This is a genomic window from Irregularibacter muris (assembly GCF_024622505.1).
Lineage (GTDB): Bacteria > Bacillota > Clostridia > Eubacteriales > Garciellaceae > Irregularibacter > Irregularibacter muris.
Map to the genome: position 1 here is coordinate 99,296 of NZ_JANKAS010000002.1, position 23,250 is coordinate 122,545.

At 31.8% G+C, this 23,250-nt stretch carries 31 protein-coding genes and 1 riboswitch; of the genes, 30 read left to right on the plus strand and 1 reads right to left on the minus strand.

Translation table 11 applies throughout. The features are described 5' to 3' along the window. Positions 1 to 75: 75 nt before the first annotated feature. The gene (locus NSA47_RS02750) at positions 76 to 741 is read right to left on the minus strand and encodes an HD domain-containing protein (RefSeq protein ID WP_257529371.1); all 666 of its coding nucleotides are present in this window, start codon (positions 739 to 741) and stop codon (positions 76 to 78) included. 318 nt (positions 742 to 1,059) lie between these two features. Between NSA47_RS02750 and NSA47_RS02755 the strand changes: the two genes are divergently transcribed. The 30 genes from NSA47_RS02755 to NSA47_RS02900 all read left to right on the plus strand — a co-directional run bounded on the left by NSA47_RS02755 (position 1,060) and on the right by NSA47_RS02900 (position 23,198). Then, complete coding sequence (locus NSA47_RS02755; RefSeq protein WP_257529372.1) at positions 1,060 to 1,389, plus strand: PadR family transcriptional regulator; 330 nt, start codon at positions 1,060 to 1,062, stop codon at positions 1,387 to 1,389. Then, positions 1,386 to 1,907 (plus strand): DUF2812 domain-containing protein, encoded by a 522-nt coding sequence (locus NSA47_RS02760; RefSeq protein WP_257529373.1) that lies wholly within the window; start codon positions 1,386 to 1,388, stop codon positions 1,905 to 1,907. Before NSA47_RS02755 ends, NSA47_RS02760 begins: the two co-directional genes overlap by 4 nt. A gap of 84 nt (positions 1,908 to 1,991) precedes the next feature. Continuing rightward, positions 1,992 to 2,177, plus strand: coding sequence for a cysteine-rich CWC family protein (locus tag NSA47_RS02765; RefSeq protein WP_257529374.1), 186 nt, complete (start codon positions 1,992 to 1,994; stop codon positions 2,175 to 2,177). A 266-nt stretch (positions 2,178 to 2,443) separates the two neighbouring features. Next, positions 2,444 to 2,647 carry a hypothetical protein gene (locus NSA47_RS02770; protein WP_257529375.1) on the plus strand — a complete coding sequence of 68 codons (204 nt, stop codon included), beginning with the start codon at positions 2,444 to 2,446 and terminating at the stop codon, positions 2,645 to 2,647. Positions 2,648 to 2,699: 52 nt separating this feature from the next. Continuing rightward, positions 2,700 to 4,271, plus strand: a complete 1,572-nt coding sequence (locus NSA47_RS02775) for a putative polysaccharide biosynthesis protein (RefSeq protein WP_257529376.1) — start codon at positions 2,700 to 2,702, stop codon at positions 4,269 to 4,271. Between the two features lie 234 nt (positions 4,272 to 4,505). Beyond that, positions 4,506 to 5,069 (plus strand): GNAT family N-acetyltransferase, encoded by a 564-nt coding sequence (locus NSA47_RS02780; protein ID WP_257529377.1) that lies wholly within the window; start codon positions 4,506 to 4,508, stop codon positions 5,067 to 5,069. Positions 5,070 to 5,476: 407 nt separating this feature from the next. Beyond that, a complete protein-coding gene (locus NSA47_RS02785; protein WP_257529378.1) occupies positions 5,477 to 5,902 on the plus strand; it encodes a hypothetical protein in 426 nt (141 codons plus the stop codon). Positions 5,903 to 6,018: 116 nt separating this feature from the next. Then, the gene (locus NSA47_RS02790) at positions 6,019 to 6,201 is read left to right on the plus strand and encodes a DUF6440 family protein (protein ID WP_257529379.1); all 183 of its coding nucleotides are present in this window, start codon (positions 6,019 to 6,021) and stop codon (positions 6,199 to 6,201) included. 53 nt (positions 6,202 to 6,254) lie between these two features. After that, positions 6,255 to 6,572, plus strand: coding sequence for a MazG nucleotide pyrophosphohydrolase domain-containing protein (locus NSA47_RS02795; RefSeq protein ID WP_257529380.1), 318 nt, complete (start codon positions 6,255 to 6,257; stop codon positions 6,570 to 6,572). A 115-nt stretch (positions 6,573 to 6,687) separates the two neighbouring features. Further along, positions 6,688 to 7,050: a BlaI/MecI/CopY family transcriptional regulator gene (locus NSA47_RS02800; RefSeq protein WP_257529381.1), complete on the plus strand. Its 363-nt coding sequence runs from the start codon at positions 6,688 to 6,690 to the stop codon at positions 7,048 to 7,050. Next, on the plus strand, positions 7,043 to 8,620 hold the full coding sequence (locus tag NSA47_RS02805; RefSeq protein ID WP_257529382.1) for a M56 family metallopeptidase: 1,578 nt from the start codon (positions 7,043 to 7,045) through the stop codon (positions 8,618 to 8,620). The genes NSA47_RS02800 and NSA47_RS02805 overlap by 8 nt, the downstream gene beginning before the upstream one ends. 196 nt (positions 8,621 to 8,816) lie before the next feature. Beyond that, positions 8,817 to 9,233 (plus strand): RNA-guided endonuclease TnpB family protein, encoded by a 417-nt coding sequence (locus NSA47_RS02810; protein ID WP_373370298.1) that lies wholly within the window; start codon positions 8,817 to 8,819, stop codon positions 9,231 to 9,233. A gap of 196 nt (positions 9,234 to 9,429) precedes the next feature. Further along, positions 9,430 to 9,639, plus strand: coding sequence for a hypothetical protein (locus NSA47_RS02815; protein ID WP_257529383.1), 210 nt, complete (start codon positions 9,430 to 9,432; stop codon positions 9,637 to 9,639). A 26-nt stretch (positions 9,640 to 9,665) separates the two neighbouring features. Further along, the gene (locus NSA47_RS02820; RefSeq protein WP_257529384.1) at positions 9,666 to 9,803 is read left to right on the plus strand and encodes a hypothetical protein; all 138 of its coding nucleotides are present in this window, start codon (positions 9,666 to 9,668) and stop codon (positions 9,801 to 9,803) included. 104 nt (positions 9,804 to 9,907) lie between these two features. Then, positions 9,908 to 10,243: a hypothetical protein gene (locus NSA47_RS02825; RefSeq protein ID WP_257529386.1), complete on the plus strand. Its 336-nt coding sequence runs from the start codon at positions 9,908 to 9,910 to the stop codon at positions 10,241 to 10,243. Positions 10,244 to 10,268: 25 nt separating this feature from the next. Then, on the plus strand, positions 10,269 to 10,391 hold the full coding sequence (locus NSA47_RS02830) for a hypothetical protein (RefSeq protein WP_257529387.1): 123 nt from the start codon (positions 10,269 to 10,271) through the stop codon (positions 10,389 to 10,391). Then, positions 10,388 to 10,504 (plus strand): DUF6440 family protein, encoded by a 117-nt coding sequence (locus NSA47_RS02835; RefSeq protein ID WP_257529684.1) that lies wholly within the window; start codon positions 10,388 to 10,390, stop codon positions 10,502 to 10,504. Before NSA47_RS02830 ends, NSA47_RS02835 begins: the two co-directional genes overlap by 4 nt. 32 nt (positions 10,505 to 10,536) lie before the next feature. Then, positions 10,537 to 11,550, plus strand: a complete 1,014-nt coding sequence (locus NSA47_RS02840; protein WP_257529388.1) for a PstS family phosphate ABC transporter substrate-binding protein — start codon at positions 10,537 to 10,539, stop codon at positions 11,548 to 11,550. 162 nt (positions 11,551 to 11,712) lie between these two features. After that, entirely contained in the window at positions 11,713 to 12,243 is a 531-nt protein-coding gene (locus NSA47_RS02845) for a GNAT family N-acetyltransferase (RefSeq protein ID WP_257529389.1), read from the plus strand. A 109-nt stretch (positions 12,244 to 12,352) separates the two neighbouring features. Further along, positions 12,353 to 12,721: an SdpI family protein gene (locus NSA47_RS02850; RefSeq protein ID WP_257529390.1), complete on the plus strand. Its 369-nt coding sequence runs from the start codon at positions 12,353 to 12,355 to the stop codon at positions 12,719 to 12,721. Positions 12,722 to 12,957: 236 nt separating this feature from the next. Then, positions 12,958 to 13,677, plus strand: a complete 720-nt coding sequence (locus NSA47_RS02855; RefSeq protein ID WP_257529391.1) for a L,D-transpeptidase family protein — start codon at positions 12,958 to 12,960, stop codon at positions 13,675 to 13,677. Positions 13,678 to 13,834: 157 nt separating this feature from the next. After that, entirely contained in the window at positions 13,835 to 14,137 is a 303-nt protein-coding gene (locus NSA47_RS02860; RefSeq protein ID WP_373370299.1) for a DUF2089 family protein, read from the plus strand. Beyond that, positions 14,138 to 14,458, plus strand: coding sequence for a hypothetical protein (locus NSA47_RS02865; protein ID WP_257529392.1), 321 nt, complete (start codon positions 14,138 to 14,140; stop codon positions 14,456 to 14,458). A gap of 279 nt (positions 14,459 to 14,737) precedes the next feature. Continuing rightward, a complete protein-coding gene (locus NSA47_RS02870; RefSeq protein WP_257529393.1) occupies positions 14,738 to 15,343 on the plus strand; it encodes an RNA polymerase sigma factor in 606 nt (201 codons plus the stop codon). After that, positions 15,306 to 16,742 (plus strand): DUF4179 domain-containing protein, encoded by a 1,437-nt coding sequence (locus tag NSA47_RS02875; RefSeq protein ID WP_257529394.1) that lies wholly within the window; start codon positions 15,306 to 15,308, stop codon positions 16,740 to 16,742. Before NSA47_RS02870 ends, NSA47_RS02875 begins: the two co-directional genes overlap by 38 nt. A gap of 308 nt (positions 16,743 to 17,050) precedes the next feature. Continuing rightward, positions 17,051 to 17,386 (plus strand): putative signal transducing protein, encoded by a 336-nt coding sequence (locus NSA47_RS02880; RefSeq protein WP_257529395.1) that lies wholly within the window; start codon positions 17,051 to 17,053, stop codon positions 17,384 to 17,386. 53 nt (positions 17,387 to 17,439) lie between these two features. Further along, positions 17,440 to 17,506: riboswitch (Fluoride riboswitch) on the plus strand. Between the two features lie 86 nt (positions 17,507 to 17,592). Further along, positions 17,593 to 18,771: a cation:proton antiporter domain-containing protein gene (locus NSA47_RS02885; RefSeq protein WP_257529396.1), complete on the plus strand. Its 1,179-nt coding sequence runs from the start codon at positions 17,593 to 17,595 to the stop codon at positions 18,769 to 18,771. Positions 18,772 to 18,993: 222 nt separating this feature from the next. Then, complete coding sequence (locus NSA47_RS02890; protein ID WP_257529397.1) at positions 18,994 to 19,425, plus strand: VOC family protein; 432 nt, start codon at positions 18,994 to 18,996, stop codon at positions 19,423 to 19,425. A gap of 133 nt (positions 19,426 to 19,558) precedes the next feature. Then, positions 19,559 to 20,029 carry a GNAT family N-acetyltransferase gene (locus NSA47_RS02895; RefSeq protein ID WP_257529398.1) on the plus strand — a complete coding sequence of 157 codons (471 nt, stop codon included), beginning with the start codon at positions 19,559 to 19,561 and terminating at the stop codon, positions 20,027 to 20,029. Positions 20,030 to 20,270: 241 nt separating this feature from the next. Continuing rightward, positions 20,271 to 23,198 carry an insulinase family protein gene (locus NSA47_RS02900; RefSeq protein ID WP_257529399.1) on the plus strand — a complete coding sequence of 976 codons (2,928 nt, stop codon included), beginning with the start codon at positions 20,271 to 20,273 and terminating at the stop codon, positions 23,196 to 23,198. Positions 23,199 to 23,250: the final 52 nt, after the last annotated feature.

Here is a 23,250-nt window from a genome sequence, read left to right on the forward strand (position 1 = left end):
GGAGCTATCTGCCAATAGCCTGTTACATTCTTATAGAATAAACCATTGAAACAGAAAAGATTCATACCTTATATTCTATAATATTTTAACCTTATTCATCACCAATTCAAATTTTGCATCTAAAAAATCCGCCGCTTTTCTACACATCAACATTCGAGAAAGAAATATTTCAAAATAATCCAGTAAAGAACTAATGCTAGTATCAATACTTAAATCCAATAAAATTGATCTGGTTTTTTCATCTACCCGCACTTCAGAATGTTCCACAGCATAATTTACTCTATCATGAATGTCAAAGGTGGCAAAGTCAGTGTTTCTAACCCTACTTCTTCTTACATCGCATTTGTCCCCTAAAATAAGAGCAGCAGAAATTGTATTTATAGCGCAGCCAGTCCCCTCATCATGATTGCCAATAGCCGAAATTACTAGAGCAATTTCCTCAGGATCCATCCCTAATCTTTTTAAAAGATCAAAACATAAAACAGCTCCTGTTTGAGCGTGATCTATTCGGTTGACCATATTCCCTATATCATGGATATGGGCAGCGATCTTTGCGAGTTCTATTTCTCGTTCACTATAACCAAGGACCTTAAGAATATTAGAAGCTGTGTCCCCCACCGTAGTTACATGAATAATATCATGTTTAGTAATTCCCAATTCTATCAATAGTTGATCTGCTAGTCTTATATAAGTTTGAATTTCTTTATTATTTTTTATATCTTCATAAGTAAGTCTTCCCATACATGGCTCCTTCTTTCTAAGCTATTCATATTTTGCACAAATAGATTTTTTCACAAGAGGATCTATATTTTCAATAATCTCTATATAGTATAAACAATTTTATGGATTTTAATATTGGATATCAGAAGAGATGCTTCCTGTTTATCTTTGTACAAGAGTTTTGGAAACACATTATAAAAATAAAATCAATAGAATATAGGTCCATTTTGTTGAGAGAGAAGCTATTTATAAAGTACTCTTTTTTATGGATAAATGTATCCATTTATGATATATTAGTATATAATATATCATAAGCTGATATAGAAAGGAGGGACTTATGTGAAATCTAAAAATTCTTTTGAATCCGGTGAACTTACCGATAATATTTTTTATATTTTATTATCCCTTGTGCAGCCTAGACATGGTTATCGTATTATGCAGTTTATCAAAGAAAAAACAGAGGGTCAGTTTGTTATTGGCCCAGCAACTATGTACACAACTTTAAAAAAATTGCAGGAATATAATTTAATTAGAGAAATCCCAAATAAGGACAATAAAAAGGTCTATATAGCAACGGAAAAGGGATTTTTATTACTAGAAGAAAATATAAAAAGACGTAAAAAAATAATTGATTTAGCTGAAAAAATTATGTTGGAGGGGAGAAAATGAAATATAAAAGAAGAATAGGGAACGGGTTAGCATTTCAACCTGAAAAAGATATGGAACTTTTTAGGAAAATGGCCAAAGAGGGATATCATCTATGTGGGTTTAGTAAAATCTTTAGTTATAAATTTGAAAAAGGAGAGCCAAAGGATTATATTTTTAGTTATACAGCCATAAATAATCCTGATGATGACTATATCGCATATTTTACAGATGCTGGGTGGGAACCTGTTATGTGTTATCCTAACTTTCAAATATTTAGAGCATTACCAGGAACAGAGCCTGTATATACGGATACCGAGACCTTAGTTGATTTTTATAGGGAGGAATTAGGGCGATATTCTAAATATTCTATTGGAACGACAATCTTTTTTATAATAAGTTGTTATTTGGCCTTAAATTTCTTCAATAATACTTTAAGTTTTATTTTATATATCATAGGACTAATTCCTTTTGTATTTACTGTACTACCTCTTTTAGGATTTTTCTATTATTATAGAAAATATACAAGTCAATTAAAGTAAAACTTGAATTAATTAAATTTTTATTAGGATGGTTTCAATTAGTAAGGCTTTATAAGTAGAAAAGAAGGAAGGAGTGATAAAAAAGTGAGTGTAAAAGAAGAAGAGAGAATATGTCCCATTTGTGGGGGAGATAACAACTGTCAACACGGGCAAGGGGACTGTTGGTGTGACAAAGTTAAGTTTCCAAAAAAGATTTTTGATATTATCCCTGAGGACAAAAAGGGAAAGGCTTGTGTATGTAAGACTTGCTTAGAAAAGTTCCAAAAATAAAGGGGAAAACTGTATAATGTAGAAGTAAAGACAAAGAATATAATTTACAAAATTATCATATTCATGGAAGGAAATCTAAAAAACTTAGAGGATTAATAAAGGAATTGAAATCAATTTTGAAAAATAACATTAATTATAGGGTAATATTATAGAGCAATATTAAAATGATTTGAAACTGTCGCCACGCATTCTCGTGACTTCAGTCGTGAGTTAGTGGGGACATATGTTGATGAAAATTGAAAATTATAAAGTTAGGAGAAAAAGCTATGAATGAAATGAATATAGGAATTAGTTGGGTGACTATCATATTTCAAATAGCAAATACTTTGATCTTAATAGGATTTGTTGCACTATTTTTCTATTTGGTTTTTAAAGTTTTAAAGTCGATAAAGAAAACTGCAAAAATAGAGAATAAAGTAAATGATTTAGAAAAATCCATACAAAATCTAGAGAATCAAATCAATAAATAATCCCTAAAAATTATATAGAATTAATTATATTGAATGGTAAAGGGGTAATAGGATGAAAAAAAGATCATTTATCGGTGGGGCATTCATTTTAGCTGTCGCGGGAATACTGTCAAAATTCATAGGCTTTTTCTTTAGGGTTCCCTTAACCAACATGATTGGTGCTCAAGGATATGGTTTATATAATTATCCATATCATCTTTATTCTGCAATATTAGCAATTTCTGTTACTGGATTGCCTGTTGCTATATCTACATTAGTTTCAGCAAAGATCGCAATACATAGATATGATGAAGCCCATAGAGTTTTTAAGATTGCACTAGTCATTATGCTGTTCTTAGGAGTTATTACTTCCTTAGCACTTTACCTAGGATCAGGATTTTTAGTCAATACCATTTGGCCACAGGAAGCCTATTACCCCCTTATGGGCTTAGTAATTGCACCTTTCTTTGTTGCTTTAATGTCTGTATTTCGGGGATATTTTCAGGGAATGCAGATTATGACAGCTTCATCTATATCCCAGGTATTTGAATCTTTTGGAAGATTAATATTTGGATTGGGATTGGCCTATGCATTACTCGACAGAGGAATTGAATATGCGGCTGGAGGTGGTTCCTTTGGGGCCACTGCTGGGGCATTTGTCGGATTGATTGTCATTGTTTTATATTATTTAAAAGTAAAACCTCAAATAAAAGAAAGAATCCAAAGGCAGGTAAAAAGTGGTGAAAAGGAATCTACTCTAAAGATTATCAAGAATGTTTTATATCTATCCATACCCATATCCATTGGAGCCTTGGCGGGAACATTGATGCCTTTAATAGACTCATTGATGCTCAAATTAAGATTAAATGTAGCAGGATTTTCCGAGGAAATATCCACCATACTTTTTGGAAGACTGGGGGCAGCTACTACTCTTATTAATTTTCCCCTTACTATAGCCACAGCGATTGCCATTAGTTTAGTGCCAGCAATATCTGAAGCATATGCAAAAGGCTTGTTTTCAGAAATAAAAGAAAGACTTGAAACAGGAATGAAGATTGGTTTATACTTGATTTTTCCAGCCTCTATGGGGTTATTTATACTGGCTGACCCTATTCTTGACTTTATCTTTCCTGCAATCCAGAATGGAGGGAATCTTTTAAGATTTTTATCTATAGCACTTATCTTTATGACCCTCAATCAGATATTTACAGCATCTATCCAAGGTATCGGAAGACCAATCGTATCGGTGCGGAATTTATTTATAGGAGCAGGATTTAAAATTGTAATTAGTTACTATCTAGCGGCATTGCCCTCCATCAATATTTATGGAGCCACGATAGGAACAATTGTGGGATATGTGATTGCTTCATTATTAAACTACCACTATTTAAAAAGACAAACCCATTTTGTGATGGATAAAATAAATTTAATATTTAAACCTTTGTTAGCTTCTGTTGTTATGGGAGGAATGGTTTATTATACTTATCTGCTTATTATAGGATTTACAGCTAGAAATTCCATTAGTCTTTTAAGCAGCATTGCCTTAGGTGGAATAATATATGGATTGTTACTTTTTTTATTCGGGGTTATCCATCCGAAGGAAATGATAGTTTTCATAACCAGGAAGTTGAAAAATAAGAAATAGATTAGATGGATAATGAATTTTTAAGATATTGGAAGTACAAAGAATTTATTGAAAAATTATCAATAAAAATCAATTATCAGAATGATAATCTTGAACTTGAATAGAAATGGGATTTTAAATATTTTCTAGTAGGGATATCCGATATAATATTAGGTTTGATTTAGTGGGAATTTTTCATATATTGCGTTGTCACTAAAGAAGAGTAGAGAGCAAGTAAATATAGGAGGTCAATACATGATTGTAGGAAAAAACATCCTTATAAGACAATTGGAACTAGGGGATGAAGAGTATTTGTATAAATGGTGGAATGATGGAGATATAATGGCACATGCTGCCCTTCCATTTGGTACCCTCCAAAGTAAAGAGTCAATTCGCAGGAATATTTTAAAAGAAATTGAAAGCTCTAACATGTTTTTAGAGAGAAAAAGATTTATAATTTGCACTAAGGAAGATATGAAGCCCATTGGTGAAATAAATTATTTAGACTGGTCTGCAAGAAATCAAAAATGTGAGTTGGGTATAAAAATTTGTGAAACCATAGAACAAGGCAAGGGCTATGGAAAAGATGCACTGTATCATTTTATTGATTATTTATTTAGATTTTTAAATCTTAATAAAATTGAATTAACGACGATGGTGGATAATAAAAGAGCACAGAGTTTATATAAAAAGTTGGGGTTTAAGGAAATAGGAATTAGTAGGCAAGGATATTTTGACAGTAGGATTGGTGATTTTCAAGATGTCATGTATATGGATTTGTTGAAAGCTGATTGGTTAATTGAGAAAAATAAATTATAAATAGATTAAAGATTACATGTCAAAGGAAAATTGACAAAAATTATAAATCCCTTTATTTTACCTCTATAAGGGGGAGAGAAATGTGGAATATATTCAGCAATAAAACCTTCTAAATATTAAAAAATAATTCAATCAGTAGAGACCTTCACAGCAATAAAAGGTTACTCTACTTTTTTATTTTGCTTATGAAATATAAACATTATCTAGAGGATTTTAAAGTATTTATGTAGAATAGAAAAAGAAATCAATAATTTCCAAATATTTAAAAATTTACATTGAGTTGTGGAGGAAGACACAGAAAAGCGGGAGACATCTTATTCTAAGTGGTACTATACATCCTTTATATTTTGTATATTAGTAGAAAAAGGTAATATTAAAAATTGTGAGAGTATAAGGGGATAAGTAAATTGAACAATAAGAAATATAAAAAAACTTATAAACCATTGATAGCTTGGCTAATTGGATATCCGGTTATAGCAATTATCATTATCGAAAGATTGTCTATTTTATCTACAAAAGTATCTACATTAGTTTCATTGATTATTATGGTTATTAGTTTATATATATTAATGTTTATAATATATAAGGGTGAATATGTATATTGGATCAATGGTGGTCCTAATTATGAGGAAGCAAAGTCAGCAGGTAGTGAAAAAAGAAAAGAATATGCAAAAGCATATTTAAATATATTTCTTAAAATGATGTTGATATCATTTTTATATGGAATCATAAGTTTATTCTTTAATTTTTCAATATGGATGGATATTTTGCTTATTTCCCTACTAATTATCATAATAGCATTTTCAACAATCCTAATAAAATTTAATAAATAAAATATTTATGATAGGAGTGATTTACCTAGTGCACCCACTACGGCACATTCTTTATAGGCTATGTTGCAACTGTTAAATTAAATAAAGCAGGGTAAAAATAAAGAGGAGGATTTTTAATGTCCAAAGACAAAAGATTTATTACTATTCATAAAGAAGGAACTTTATCAGGATGTAAGATAATGGTAGATAGTGAAACGGGTGTAAATTATTTATATTCTTGGAATGGCTATTCTGGAGGTATGACAGTATTATTAAATAAAGATGGTGAGCCAGTAGTTACCCCTCTAGATGTAGATTAGTCTAATATTATGTTTCATTAATAGAATATCGTTCTATAGAGAGGAAGATGAAAATGAATTTATCTCAAATACAAGGAATGGTGAAAGAGTTTACAAGGAGTAAAAATATGGACTCAGGTATTAGTATGAGAATAATTGATTTGGCATCTGAAGTTGGTGAGCTATCAAAAGAAGTTTTAAAAGGGACAGACTATGGTAGTAAAAACTTTAAAAAAACTGAAGAATGGCAAAGTGAAATTGGAGATGTATTATTTTCTTTAATTTGCATTGCAAATCAAACCGATACTAATTTAGAAGATTCCTTGAATTATGTACTTGATAAATATGAAAAGAGATTTGCAAATAAAGGAGATTTAGGCTCTGGAAGATAGAATTTAATTGCATATTTTCTAACAAAGAAGGAAAAAATTCTTGACTTATTGGGTTTATCGTAATAAACTAATAACAAATAGGTCTACTTTAATAAACCCAATAAGGAGGATGAATATGGAAAAATTTAAACTATTTGATGCTGAACAAAAATTTATGGACATCGTTTGGGAGCTAGAACCTATTAATTCAACTCAATTAACAAAGATTTGCTCAAAAAGGTTAGGATGGAAGAAATCTACTACCTATACAATTATTCGGAAACTATCTGAACGGGGTATTGTAAAAAATGAAGAGGCTACAGTAACAGCACTAGTAAAGCAAGAACAGGTCCAAAAATATGAAAGTGAAGTATTATTAGAAAAATCTTTTGATGGATCACTTCCAACCTTCATTGCGACATTTTTAAAAGATAAAAAACTATCGAAAAGAGAAGCAGAGGAGATAAAGAAAATGATAGAGGAGGCTATCCATGAATGATCTTTTTCTTTCTCTCCTAAATATGAGCTTAACGGCTAGCTATGTGGCTATAATTATTATAGGGGTGAGATGGGTTCTAAAAAAGATTCATGCACCAAATATACTTTGCTATGCTCTTTGGATAATTATGCTCTTTCGGCTCGTTAGCCCCATATCCTTTGAAAGTGACATAAGCTTTATCCCGAAAAAAGTAGAAATAGGATCACAAATTACACACATCCAACAACTAGAAAAGCAAGAAAAGATAGATACTTCTGCAAATAAATTAACCAAAACTTCTCCTAACCCTACAGAAACACCAGCTATTTCAAATAATATAAAAAAGGAAATGAATCTTAAAGAATGGTTTTTAAACGTCATACCTATTATTTGGTTATTTGGTGTTATTTGCCTATTATTATATCTGATGATTTCTTATATTCGATTGAGGAAAAAAATATCTATAGCTACTATTGTCAAAGACAACATCTTTCAAACCGATCGCATACAAACTCCTTTTGTTTTTGGATTAATGAAACCAAGAATCTATATTCCTATAAATTTCTCACAACAAGAAGCTGATTACGTTATTGAACATGAAAAGGTTCATATTAGACGCAAAGACCATTTGGTTAAGTTAATAGGGTTTCTTGCCCTTACTCTTCACTGGTTTAATCCACTTATTTGGCTTTCCTATATGCTTATGGTCAAAGATATGGAAATGTCCTGTGACGAAAGAGTAATAAAAAAATATAATCGGGCCATCTGTGTTAATTATTCAAAGTCTTTACTTTCTCTTTCAGAAAGGCAAAGCGGATTATTTACTTCTATTCCTTTCAAGAGAAATAATGTAAAATCCCGAGTGAAAAATATTTTACATTATAAAAGACCTGCTTCTTGGGTTGTGATAATTATTTGTATGGTGTTATTATTGTTGTCAATCAATTTATTAACTAATCCAAGAGGAACAAATATGTCTTTACAATATAAAGCAATGATAAACACGATTAAAAATATAGAAATTAGTGAAAACAAACTCATTACTCTAAACACGACCTTTGATGAATATAAACAAGCTTTTGAAGGGAAATTCATTACAGAGAATTTGGAGAAACATTTTATAGGGGAAGATCAAGGAGCAGCGTTTCCCTATGGATTAGTTTTAAAAGGAGACATAGATCAAGAATTTTTAGATGATCCGATGAAGCACGTTGATCAAAATAGTGAAGTAAATGTTGTTAGTCTAGTTATAACACAAAAGCTCACAAAAATAGATTTCTCTAGGTTATATTTAAATGATGCAAAGGATAAAGCAACGATTTATGCTAAAAAGTTATATGAATATCATGAAAATGATAACTTTAGTGATATAAAAGATCTTGATATTATAAAGAGTCAGGTATTGATAGAAAAATATATATTCAAAAAAGTGGATAACCAATGGAAGATCATGTCTACAGACGAGAAATTTATAGAGTATATTGGTGAAAATCAAGAAACTGGTGAAGAGGAGTTAGTTGTTTTCTGTGAGATTATGCATCAGAATGAAGAGATTGAGTATATTAAGACAATTGAGGTTGATGAAAATTAAAATTGAAACTGTCGCTACGCATTCTCGAGACTTCAGTCGTGAGTTAGTGAGGACATATGTTGAAAAAAAATGAGTTAAAAAAGCATATGCAGTATAGAATGGTATAAATCCATATGCTATGATGTTTCTAAAGGTTGGTGACATATGGGAAAGGTTACTTATGGAAGAGGATATATTTATACTATATAGAAGCAAGATGAGAGTCAAGGTAGCAAGGCTTCACGAAAAGATATCAGACACCCGAAAAGATTTTTTACATAAACGATCTTCACAGATTATTAATGAAAACCAAATTGTAGTCAGTGAAGATTTAAATGTGAGTGGAATGATTAAGAATCGCAAATTAGCAAAGGCAATATCCGATGTATCTTGGTCTGAATTTACTAGACAGCTAGAATATAAAGCAAACTGGTATGGTAGAGATTATATCAAAATTGATAAATTCTTTCCATCAAGTCAATTATGTTCGGAGTGTGGATATAAGAACATAGAAACCAAGGATCTTTTGGTTAGAGAATGGGTTTGCACGAATTGCAGGAGCCATCACGATAGAGATATAAATGCTAGCAGGAATATACTACAAGAAGGACTTAGAATATTAGCATCAGCATAACAAATGATAAACCTAGGGTAGGAACTATCCGAATTAACGCTTGTGGAGAATGCGATGCAGTAAGGTCGGTCCAAGAAGCAGGAAACTCTAGTAGTGATGCTAGAAGCTCGCGACTTTAGTCGTGGGAGGTTCACAGTCTTTAAGAAAGATTAAATCAAATGCCTAATATATGTAGGCTAGTGAAGGAGGGGAAAAAATGTATTGGTCACCAATAACAGTTCTCTTAGGGATTTTTGTAGTCGGTTTAGTCTTATATGATATCCAACAGCTTTGGAGGTTGATTATGAAAAAACCTTCTAAGAGTGATTTTGAGGAAGAGGTTTATGAATTTCAATCAAATCTTAACTATAGCAAATATAAAAAAGATAATCCCGAGTATGATAAATATAAAGGGGATTTGCGTTAAAGCTAAAAGCTGAAGTCCGCCAATGGGTGGACTTTTCTGTATTATCCTTTGATGACAACAAAATAAGGGGATTTTTCTATGAAGAGACAGAGAGATATAAGGTGACAGCACTGTTGATTAACAACAAACAACGGCTGCTGAATAATATGCTTGATAAAGAATAAATACCAGGACATGTTCCTATATGAAGAAAAAGGGTTTTAATATATAAATTTGTGCAAAATTCAAATAAAAACAGAATAAATCAGAATTTAGGAGTGTGAGAAAAGTGGCCAAGCATGAATTTGGTATTATGCAAAGAAAACCATTTTTTCATGACCGTTTCGATACTTATAATCCCCCAAAATACAACTGCATTGAGATTCATGACGTTTTTATCGAGGAAGTCATGATGGATTTACTAGATATGGATTGTTATTGGCATACATTGCAAAGGCCAGAAAAAGGTCTTGCCTATTATGGAATTACCCTTATACCCCCAAAATCCATGGAAGACTTTATCAGTATTTTGCTATCTAAAAATAAAGAAGAATATACAGCCTTGATTGCATTAGCTAATCAAGCAAAGGAAAAGAGAAAATATATCATTCATTATGGAATCTAGATTCCAAGGGAAGCTGATTTATTAAATGGGAGAGAATATAAGAATGACCCATTCATTACCCATCATCGATAGTATGGCTGCAGCAAGAGATTGCCAAAGAAAAAAGATTTATCACTATATACAAAGGAGAAAGTCTGCTAGGGTATAAATTATTTATTTACTTGGGACAGATATGGGGGAGGTATGGTGATATTATTAAGTAAAGATGGCAAACCAGTAATTATTCCTTTGAATGTAGACCAGTATGAGATCACAATTTGAGGATGAACTTATATTTTATGAGGAGAATAAGGATGAAAAAATTATTATTCGTATTAATACTTATTATGGCTTTATCATTTGTATCTTGTACCAAAAGTCCAGATGTTTCAAAATCTACAGATTCCACATCGGAAAACTCAACGGTCAATAATAGTCCAAAGTTTAATAATCAAGTTTCTAATAATCTTATGAGTGATACTGCTGAAAAACTAGGAATTACTCATGAAAATTACCCCAAAATTAATGGTTCTACATCAACACTTGCAATGGCAAGGGCCATTAATAAGGCTATATATAAATATGATGAAAACGATCATTTCCCTAAGATAGCATCAAAAACAGTGCCATCTTATAAATTGTTAATAGAGGGTGAAGTGGATATGATCCTTGTACCCTATGCTTCCTCTGATGTTCTAGCTCTTGCAGAAGACGCTGGTGTAGAACTTGAGTTTTACCCAATAGCCGCAGAGGCACTTGTATTTATTACCCCTAAAGAAAACAAGACAGAAAATATAACCATGGAGCAAGTACGTAAGATATATCTTGACTATGGGATCACCAATTGGTCAAACCTCGGTGGTCCTAACCGTGAACTCGTGCCGATTTGTCGGAATTCAGATAGCGGCAGTCAATCCCAGATGGATAATCTTATTTTAAAGGATAAAAAAATGCACTCAAATATAGAGAAAAACTATGTAGAGCTAACCATGGAGGGGATGTTAGAACAAGTAGCTTTTTATCATAATGGTGGATTGGATGGTGAACCAACAAATAGTTATGCACTTGGATATACTTTATATACCTTTTTAAAAAGCATGGGAGAAGTTACAGGGATAGATGAACAGTTAAAGATGCTGGCCTTTGAAGGTGTACTCCCCACTGAAGAAAGCATAGGAGATGGATCATATTCTCTTACCGATAGTTATTATGCTGTGGTGCGAAGTGATCTACCTAAAGAGCATAGTGCTAGAAGTATCATTGATTGGTTGCAGTCTGAGGATGGTAAAGCAAGCATAAAGGAATTAGATTTTATTCCCAAGCGATAGAAATCATGTAAAAATGAACATAAAACAAACTAATTTACTGAGAAGTAGGATGAACAATAGTATTTTAGGCATGTCAATGTTACAATTGTAAAACGGTACTCATCAATATAGGTAGAATTAATAAAATTTACTGGAATAGAGTGTTTAAAGGGCGGGATTTAATTGATTCACATTAGGATTAGAAGACCAACTGAAGATGACAAAGACCAATTAGTTGAATTTTTTAAAACTGTAGTTGTCGATACCTTTATCAAGGAAGGTATAGAAGAGATGGTAGATGACTTAGAGGAAGAAATTGAATCTAAGAAGCAGTATTTAGAAAATGATCTAAAGAGCAATGGAAAACTTAGATATTTCCTAATAGCAGAAGATAGAGGCTGTATAGTCGGTACAATAGAATATGGACTGGCCAGTGACCTAATTAATAGTTGTACAAATGGAAAATATAAGAATCTTTATGAAGTAGGTACAGTTTTTGTAAGACCAGATTACCAAGGACAGGGTATGGGTAATTTACTATTGAATGCTATGATTCAAGAATTACAATATCAAGGAATCAGAGAGTTTTGTATAGATAGTGGGTATTCCAATGCACAGAAAATATGGAGGAAAAAATTTGGTGAACCTGAGTATTTTCTAGAAAATTATTGGGAAGAAGGTCAACATCATCTAATCTGGAAAATTAAGCTTTGAATATATCATGTAAAGATGATGATTTCTATTATAGTTATCATAAAAATTTGTGATTCAATACATTTTTAGAAGATATAATTATTAATACATTGAATTAGGAGGGGTTATTATGAAACTTTCTATTCCAGTTTTAGTTTCGGTTATTCCAGTTCCAATTTTAATGATTGTATTTGGGGTTCTATGGAAAAGATATCCCCCTAAGAGTATAAATTGGATATATGGATATAGGTCAATAAGAGCTATGAGAAATGATAATACATGGAAATATGCACAGCAATATCAAGCAAAAGTATGGAGATGGAGTGGAGTTATCCTTCTAGTATTTTCCCTAATCTTTGTCTTGTTATTTAAAAAAAGTTATACAGAAATACCTGGTTGGGTTTTTTATACCGAATTAATTGTTATGATCCTATCGATAATACCCACTAAAATAGCATTACGGAAAAAATTTGACAGGGAAGGTAATCTGAACGAATGAATATAATTTATCCAATGCGAATCAAGTGATAATGGAAGACGGTTTATGCTAAAGAAGAAAGCCTTTTTTAGAAGTAATTATCTATTATATGGGCTAAAAAGAAAAATGAATAAGCCTTAGAATATATAGTTTTTTAAAAGATAATATTTAAAATAAAAAACTTGTTTAAAAAACTAAATATCAGTCTTAAAGCCCTATATACCTCCATATAATTAGTAAAGAGTGGAGGTGTGAAAATGAAAAAGTGGTTTTTTATCGTCATACTTGTGGCATTATTTACGGCAATCTTTTATAATATACATCATTCCCAGGTAGAAGCCCGTAGTTACTCACAGTACTATGCTTGGGAGCGAAGTATGATCATGGACTTAAAAGAGGATGAAACAGGAATTCTCATAGAGATAAATGAAAAAAGACTATATTTGATAAAAGGAAATACAATCCTTAAAACTTATCCCATAGCCACTGGCAAACCAGGTTCACCAACACCTATAGGAGAATGGACAATCATACATAAGGCCTCATGGGGAGGAGGATTTGGCGCAAGATGGATGGGCTTAGATGTCCCCTGGGGGAAATATGGTATACATGGGACTAACAAGCCTGGGAGCATTGGTGCCAACGCTTCAGCTGGATGTGTCAGAATGAATAATAAGGATGTAAAGGAATTATTTGAATTGGTTTCTAATGGAACGAGGGTAGTCATTAGGGGAGGTCCTTATGGATCTTTTGGAAATGGTTTTAGAACATTACTTCCCGGAGATAGGGGAAAGGATGTTATGATCGTGCAAAGACGCCTAGAGCAGTTGGGATATTATCAAGGAACCATTGATGGGGTTTATGGTTTAGGAATGGAAAGAGCTCTTAACCAATGGCAGAAGGAGAAGGGATTACCTATTACCAATAAGATTACCCAAGATATTTATGAAAAATTAGAAATAGAATTATTTGATTAGGAGTTCATATTTGATATGAACTCTTTATTATGCAATAGGAAAGTTGGCTATGTTCTTTCGAAACTAGACTTTTCTATTATTTTATTAAAGAAAACATTAAATATTGACTTTAATAAAGTTAAACATTATAATTAATTTTATTAAAGGAGGTTTTGCGATGACCATACAAGTTATTCCTGAATGGATGACAAATCTTGATGACGAAGATTTATCATTTATCAAAAAATTCATACTAGCATCTGGGTCCTTAAAGGAAATAGCCAAGCAATATGGTGTTACCTATCCAACGGTTAGACTTAGGCTTGATAAGTTGATACAAAAAATCCATATGAATGAAAATACAGCAAATGAGCCTTATATTTCTTTAATTAAGCGGCTTGCAATAAATGAAAAAATTGACTTTGATACTGCAAAAGTTTTAATTAGTGAATATAAAAAAACAAAATTGGAGGAAAAATAAATGGCTATTATAGCAAATCTTACCATCTCATTATTAATTCTTGTAGGTATTATATGGTTACAAGTCTTCTTATCAAAAAATAGAAATAAATGGTTGGGCTTAATTTTTCCTGCAATAGGTTTCTTTTATTCTTTGCTTATGATCTTTTCTATTGTAATTTTTAAAAATATGAGCGCATGGGATATTTTTGGATTGATAGCATCTACCTTTCTTCTATCTAATATCCCTACAATCATTTTATTAGCAATCTATTTTGCTTGTCGCGGAAAAATAAAAAGAAACGATGAACTAGATAAGATGAATATACAAGATTTGGAGTAATTTATAAAAGATTATTAAAATAAAAGTTTAGAGGTGAGAATTTTTCTTGCCTCTTTTCTTATTTCACTAGAGAGGTGTTAACTCACTTGGTGCTATGGCAATTATACGTTTGTAATAAAGACATCTCTTAGGATGATCTATAGTTCTATGGAAGGATTTAATATATTAATGTGAAATATAAAATAGCAATAAATAGGATGTATTATTTTAAAAATAAAAGATTAATTTAATGAACAAAATGGTAACTTAGACGTCTAATATAGATGACAGGGAAAGGAAGTGATAATACTGAAAGAGGATAAGTGTTTAATTGAAAAATATATAAAAGGTGAGTCCCAGGCCATAGAAGAGCTTGTTAAAAGATATATCAACTCTCTTTACCATCTCTCCTATAGCTTAACTCATGAAAAAAATTCCGCTGAGGAACTTTTTCAAGAGACCTGGATAAAGGTTATTGAAAATATTGAAACATACAATCATAGAAATCATTTTAAACCATGGCTTTACACAATATGTATCAATACCTATCGTGATAAATATCGAAAAGAAAAAAGATGGTTAGGAAGAGTGAAAGATTATTTTACAAATCAAGAGAAGGAATATGTAATAAACAATTATACCCTATCCATTCCAATGGAGGATATTGTTGAGAAAAAGGAACAGGAAAAAATAATAAAAAACTATATAAAAATCCTTGAGGATAAATACAGGCTCCCCATAATCTTATTTTATTTTCAGGAGATGACCTATCAAGAGATTGCAGAACTCCTAAAATTGCCCATGGGAACTGTAAAATCCCGTTTGAACACAGCTAAGAAAAAATTGCGAAAAATGATGGAGGTGAATGATGATGAAGGAAAAAGAACTAGAAAAGGCACTTGGTGAGATGAAATCAGAGAAAATAACTCCTCCAGCAGCTTTATTTGATGAAACTATGAAAAAAATTAAAGTAGCCGAAACCTATCAAAAAGATACCTTTAATAATTACTTAGGGATAAAATCTCCTTGGAAGCAGAAAAAACTAATTCTGACTATAGCGAGCATCATGATTTTTGTTTTCCTTGGAATGATTAGAATTTCTCCCGTCTTTGCAGATTTTGTGAGTCATGTACTAAAAATGGAAGTCATTGTTGAACTGATCCATCATGACAAAGGAATAAAGGACGCCATTGATCACAATAATCTTCAGGGTATAAACGCTACAGATATCCATGAGGGGCTAGCCTTTACAGTAAATGATATTTTAGTGGATCAATCAAGGATGCTAATCTTTTATACAGTAGAAGATTTAGAAGATCATAGCTTTATTCAAATAGCGGATATAAAATTTTATAATGAGGAGGGAAAGGAAATTAACATCATTTCTTATCCTAATATTATAGAAAGGGAAAAATTTTATGTTGAGAATAAAATAAGTGATATTATCCATACCTCAATTCCCACAGATGTTAAAACACCTAAAAAGTTATATATAAAATTATCCATGATGGAATATGACGGGATAAATAATGATAATTCCTATAAAAATAAAAGAATAATGAATTCCACTTGGACAGTTGCCATGGAAATTAACCAAGAAAAAGTAGGAGGGTCAAAGGAATATGTGATCAACAAAACATTAGATATTGAAAACAATAAGATCCATTTAAAAAAACTATCGATTTATCCCACAAGGATGAGGCTAGACTTTCAAGATGATGAGGGAAACACTAATCTAATATTGAGTTTTAAAGATTTGGTTATCCTTGATCAACAAGGAGAAATATATGAAAGATTAGCCGATGATCCCTATGCAGCCATCTTTAAGGATGAATGGGAGAGTATGTTTTTTCAAAGCAACTATTATAAGGATACTCGAGAGCTCTATTTAGTCGGAAAAGGAATAAGCCTTATTGATAAAAAACATCAAAATATCAAGATTGATGTAAAAGCTAATAGACTGTTAAGTTCCCTTGATAAAAATATGAAATTCCTAGGAGCAGAGCAGGTAGAGAGCATTGATGAACCAATAAGACAAGAGGGAAACTTTGTAAGAGTAAAGTTTGCTATAAAAGATAAAGAAGGGTCTAGTGCAGAAAATGGACTAGGAATTTATGATAATAGCTTCCACCATCAAGGATATATATCGAAAATCTTCGAGCCAGAGCATTTTCCTGACAGAGAATATAACTATGAGCTAACCTTTACCTTTGAAGCATTAGAAAATGCTCAGGATGTATTAGAACTAAAAATCTGGGATTACCCTATAAACATTGAGGATGAATTTAGAATAAAAATCAAGTAAATATTATTAACTTGTGAGCTAGAGGGATAATCTTCTAGCTCTTTTCATGACCAATTAGCAACACCAAAAAACTAAATTAATATCGGAAAATTGAAGGAAAATTAATATAGATACAGAAATAAATAATAAATAAGGAAGTCATCTATAAAAAATGACTGAATACTAAAAAATAGGTTGAGAGATGATTATTAATAATAGTAAGGAGATGCATAAGTTTCTAAAACAGTTAGTGTAGATATGAAACTTTTATCTTTTGAATAGCAGGATAAAAACCTGTTTTTTTATCACAAAATGAAGGAGGTACAAACATGCCCTGGTGTCCAAAATGTAAATCAGAATATAGAAAAGATATAAAAAGGTGCGATCAATGTGATATAGATTTAGTGAAAAAGTTAGAAAATGAGGAGCAAGAATTAAATAAGGATAATAGTGAAGAATTATTGATATCCCTTAGTGATAGTATGACAGCTGATATGATAGAAGCTAAGCTAGAGGATAGTGGAATTCCCGTATTAAAAAAGCATAAAGGAACAGGAGGGTTTTTAAATATCTATATGGGCTCATCAAATTTAGGAGTGGATTTATATGTCCCTTCAAAATTTCTTGAAAAAGCAAAAGAAGTAATTCATTTAGAATTATCTTGAAAAACGTAAAAAATAGTCTTATAATATGAAATATAAAAACATATTCTGGGCACAAATAAATAGGCGATGGTGCTCGCCTTTAAACATTGCAATAGCGCAATTAATGGCTCCTACTTAGATCAAAGATGCTCTAAGTAGGAGTTTTTTTGGTAAAGCTAGGTAAAACCAGTAGAAAAATTAAAATACTATAGAAAGGGACGATGTTTATGGCACTTAGTTTAAGTATTGTTATCTTAGCAGGATTATCCTTAAATAAATTATTTGAAAAAATTAATATTCCAGGATTATTAGGTATGCTTTTATTGGGTATTTTAATTGGACCTCATGGGGTGAATATTCTCAGCCAGGATATTTTAAATATATCGTCGGATTTAAGAGAAATAGCTCTAATCATTATATTAATACGAGCGGGCCTTGGAATAAAAAAGGAAACCCTAAAGCAAGTAGGAATACCTGCTATTAAGATGAGTTGTATCCCTGGATTAGTAGAAGGATTTATCATTGCTTTTGCAGCCCATTATATTTTTGATATTTCGTTAATTGAGGGAGGTATATTGGGATTTATTGTTGCTGCTGTATCTCCTGCTGTAATCGTACCCTCTATGCTAGGATTTATCGAAGCAAGAAAAGGAGAAAAAAAGGGAATTCCCACCCTTATATTAGCTGGAGCATCTATTGATGATGTATTTGCCATCACTGTTTTTTCCAGCTTTTTAGGAATATATGGTGGGGAAAAAGTAAATATTGCCATGACCATATTCCGAATACCTCTCTCTATCTTATTGGGGATTGGTATTGGTATGGGTGCATCCCTTATTTTATTAAGGATATTTAGAAAATATTCTATAAGAGATACCAAGAAGGTTTTGATTATATTGGCAATATCCATTTTCATAACTAGATTTGAAACTGTAGTGAAGAATTTTGTGCCAATAGCTGGACTATTAGGGGTTATGACTGTAGGTTTTATCCTAGCTGAAAAAAATCAAGGAGTAGCGAAAAGATTATCTGAAAAATTCAATAAAATTTGGGTGTTTGCTGAATTATTACTATTTGTTCTAGTGGGCGCTCAAGTAAATATATATGTGGCATTGGATGCAGGGTTAAAAGGGATACTTCTTATAATTATAGGGCTTATAGGAAGAAGTATTGGTGTATTAATATCATTAGCAAGAACAAACCTCAATTGGCAAGAAAAACTATTTTGTATCATCGCCTATATACCTAAGGCTACAGTTCAGGCAGCTGTTGGCGCCGTCCCCTTGGCCGCGGGTGTAGAATCAGGTGAATTAATTTTAGCTCTTGCAGTATTAGCAATTATCATTACAGCACCCATAGGTGCAATGGGAGTGAGAGTAGCAGGAGAGAGATGGCTAAGTAGTTAAAGAAAAAGCAAATTAAAACAAAACTAACGACGAAAAGTTAACGGATAAGGCATTTTTGCGTTTAAAACATGCTTTTAATGTATCTTTTAAAGGATTTTAAATCCCAGTTATAGAATATTGTAGATTAGATTAAGAATGAATTTATAGCAGTAATAATGTTTATATTTTCTATCCAAGTAGTTAAATAGGATGTATTAAATTCTTATTAAGGAGGAATTGGAAATGAATAAGATTACGTGTATTTGTTTAGGTGTAAGAAGCATGGAAAAATCAATAAAGTTCTATAGAGATAAGTTAGGATTTCAAACAGATGAAAAAGGAAATAATCCTGATGTAGTGTTCTTTAATACACCTGGAACAAAATTTGAATTATTTCCTTTAGAATTGTTAGCAAAAGACATTAGTGAAGATAATCCCCCAAAAATAGCAAATAGCTTTGCTGGAATCACATTGGCATATAATGTTGAACAAAAAGAAGATGTGGATAAGATTATCGCGTTAGCTAGAAATGCTGGTGCAGAAATAGTTAAAGAACCCCAAGATGTCTTTTGGGGTGGGTATCATGCGTATTTTGCTGACTTGGATGGCTATTACTGGGAAGTCGCTTGGGGTCCGAATTTTAAATATGATACTAATGGTATGCTTGTTCTTTAACAGGGAAGTCTTATAAGAAATCCTAATCTATTCAAAAAGTTAAATAGAATTTAGTGTGCGTATGATTTCTCTTTTATGTCATAATAGGGAGATAATGGGGAATAAAGACGAATATTATATGAGGTGAACAGGAGTGAAAATTGAATCAATAAATCAATCTAATATTGAGATTGCTTCCATTGTGTTTTCTGAAAGCTGGAAGTATTCTCATAAAGGAATTGTTTCAGAGGAATTTTGTTTGAAATTTACTCCTGGACGGCAAAAAAATGTATTGCAACAACATATATTTAAGGGACATCATTGTTTTATTGGTTTTCATAACAAAAAGGCGGTGGGTGTACTCATTCTTGACTACGATACAAATGAATTAATTTCTATTTATATTTCGCCGGATTCACTGCATAAGGGCTATGGTAGCCAATTGATTTCTTTTGCTTTAGACAAACTAGATAGTGAACGAGAAATAAATCTGATTGTGATGAATGTCAATAAAAACGCCAGAAAATTTTATGAAAAAAATGGGTTCCAATTTTGCGGAAAAACAAAGATTTTATCTAGAGAAAAAAATTTAAGTGAATTAACCTATAGCTATCGAGGCCTATAAGTATAGGAGAAAAATATACAGGAATAAAATTTTTAAGAAAGGGGCTTTAGGCAGATACTTTTATCTTTTTATGGCAATAATTATAGCCATTATTGAGAATGAATATAGGTGAATAGAGAAAACTATTATACAATAGGCTACAAATGGTTAAAATGATTAAAGCAGGGTAAGAAACTTTAGACAAATAAAGTTTTATAATAAAATGGAATAGGGAATAAGATGAAGAAAGGAAAGATGAGAAATGCAACTAGAAGTAAATCAAATTTATCACGGTTTTACACTTTTAGAGGAGAAAGAAATAAAAGAGTTGAATGGAATAGGACGACTTTTTCATCATGAAAAAAGCGGTGCTCAATTATATCATATAGAGAATGAGGATGATAATAAAGTTTTTTCCATTAGTTTTAGAACACCCCCCCAAGATAGTACTGGAGTACCTCATATATTAGAACATTCTGTATTATGTGGTTCCAGAAAATTCCCAACAAAAGAACCTTTTGTAGAATTGGCTAAAGGCTCGTTAAACACTTTCTTAAATGCCATGACTTTTCCTGATAAGACCATGTATCCCATCGCCAGTAAGAATGATAAGGACTTTCTGAATTTGATGGATGTATATCTAGATGCTGTGCTCTATCCCAATATCTATAAAAAACCAGAAATTCTGAAACAAGAAGGATGGCATTATGAAATAGAGGATCCCCAAGATGAGATTACATATAAAGGGGTAGTTTATAATGAGATGAAGGGAGCTTTTTCTTCTCCTGAGTCTGTATTGTTTAGAAAAGTACAGGAAGCCTTGTTCCCTGATTCTCCTTATGGAGTAGAATCTGGTGGAGATCCTGAAGTTATCCCTGAACTCACTCAAGAACAGTTTTTAGCCTTCCATAAAAACTATTACCATCCATCGAATAGCTATATTTATTTATATGGAAATGGAGATATAGTAAAGCATTTACAGTTTATTAATGAGGAGTATTTAAAAGATTTTGACAAAATTCAAGTGGATTCAGAGATTCCTTTGCAAAAGCCCTTTGAACAACCTAAAGAGTTGACTATAGACTACCCAATATCTAGGGGAGAAAGAGAAGAGGATAAAACTTTTCTTAGCCTGAGTTTTGTAGTAGGCAACTCTACAGATGCGGAACTTTATTTAGCTTTTGAGATTCTAAATTATCTTCTTTTACAAAGTAATTCTGCACCTCTAAAAAGGGCTTTAATAGACGCTCAATTGGGAAAAGAGGTTATTGGATCCTATGATGGTAGTATATTGCAACCCATCTTCAATATTGTTATAAAAAACTCTAATGAAAGTATGAAAGAGAAATTTAAACAAGTCGTATTTGAAACCTTAGAAAAATTGGTTAAGGAAGGAATCGATAAAAAACTTATTGAAGCAGCCATTAATATTAATGAATTTCATTTAAGGGAAGCAGAAGAAGCAGGATATCCTAAGGGATTGATGTATGGGATTGAAATCATGGACAGTTGGTTATATGGGAAAAAACCTTCAATGCATTTAGAATATGAAGAAAATCTAAATAAGATTAAGAAAGCTTTACAAAATGATTATTTTGAAAAGATCATAGAGAAATATCTATTAAACAATGCTCATAGTGCTTTATTGGTGGTAAAACCTAAAAAAGGATTACTCGAGGAAAAGGAAAGAGAAGTACAGAAAAAGCTAGTTAAATATAAGGCGCAATTATCCAAAGAAGAAATTGAGCAATTAATTAATGAAACTAAGAAATTACGTGAAATGCAGACTACTCCAGATTCTAAGGAAAATCTAAATAGCATACCTCTTTTATCTTTAGAAGATATTGACACAGAACCTGAAGAATTGCCTCTAATAGAAACAAAGGAAAGAGATATTGATTTATTGATACATCCTTTATTTACTAATAGCATAGCCTATGTACACATGTATTTTGATCTTAGTTCTATACCAGAAAACTTATTACCTTATGCATCCTTACTTTCTCAGGTGTTGGGTAAGATAGATACGGAACAATATAGCTATGAAGATCTAAGTAATGAAATAAACATTCATACTGGGGGAATACAATATGGTCTTCAAGCCTTTGGGGAAAATGGAACAGATGACCAATATTACCCTAAATTCATAGTAAACTCTAAGGCCTTAGTAGACAAAATTCCAAAACTACATTCATTAATCAATGAAATGGTTACAAAGACAAAGTTTGAAGAGGATAAGAGATTAAAGGAGATTATCCAAGAGACTGTATCTAGGTTAGAAAGAAGAATTTTAAGCCAGGGTCATGCAGTAGTGGCCAACAGACTATATTCTTATTTCTCCCCCATAGGTAATTATTTAGAAAGATTACAGGGGATTGACTATTATCAATTTTTATGCGGGCTGGAAAGTGATTTTGAGGGTAAAAAATCAGAGATAAAAGAAAATCTGGCGAAAGTAGCTCAATTAATCTTTAATAAAAATCAATTGTTAATTAGCCTTACAACCGATGAAAAGGATGTGGAGAACTTTACAAAACACCTCCCTACCTTAATCAATAATTTAAGTAACAAGGAAAATAAGGCTGTCCAATATTCCTTTGCGTTATCGCCTAAAAATGAAGGGTTTATGACCTCCAGCGAAATCCAATATGTGGGCAAGGGATACAACTTTAAGAAATTAGGATATTCTTATCATGGCTCTTTGCAGGTACTTAAGACTATTGTGAGTTTAGACTATTTATGGAATACCATTAGAGTGCGGGGAGGAGCCTATGGAGCTTTCTTTAATATAGGCAGAGACGGCAATATGTTTTTAGGTTCCTATAGAGATCCAAATCTAATTGAAAGCTTACAGGCCTACGATGGCACGGCGGAATATCTGAAAAACTTTAGTACAGATGAAAGAGAAATGAGAAAATATATTATTGGTACCGTCAGTCGATTGGATACTCCCCTGACCAATGCCATGAAAGGCGAGGTGGCAACAGCCAGGTATATTAGACACATTTTCCACGAAGATATTCGAAAAGAAAGAGAAGAAGTGTTGGGCACTACAGATCAAGATATTAGAGATGCCTTTAAATTGGTAGGAGATGTCATGAAGGAAAATTACCTGTGTGTGCTGGGCAATGAAAATAAAATATCGGCTAATAAAGAAGTGTTTAAAGAGTTAGTTGATTTATTTAAATAACCTAAAAATAATAAAGGAATGGGAAAAAATTTTCCCATTCCTTTATTATTTG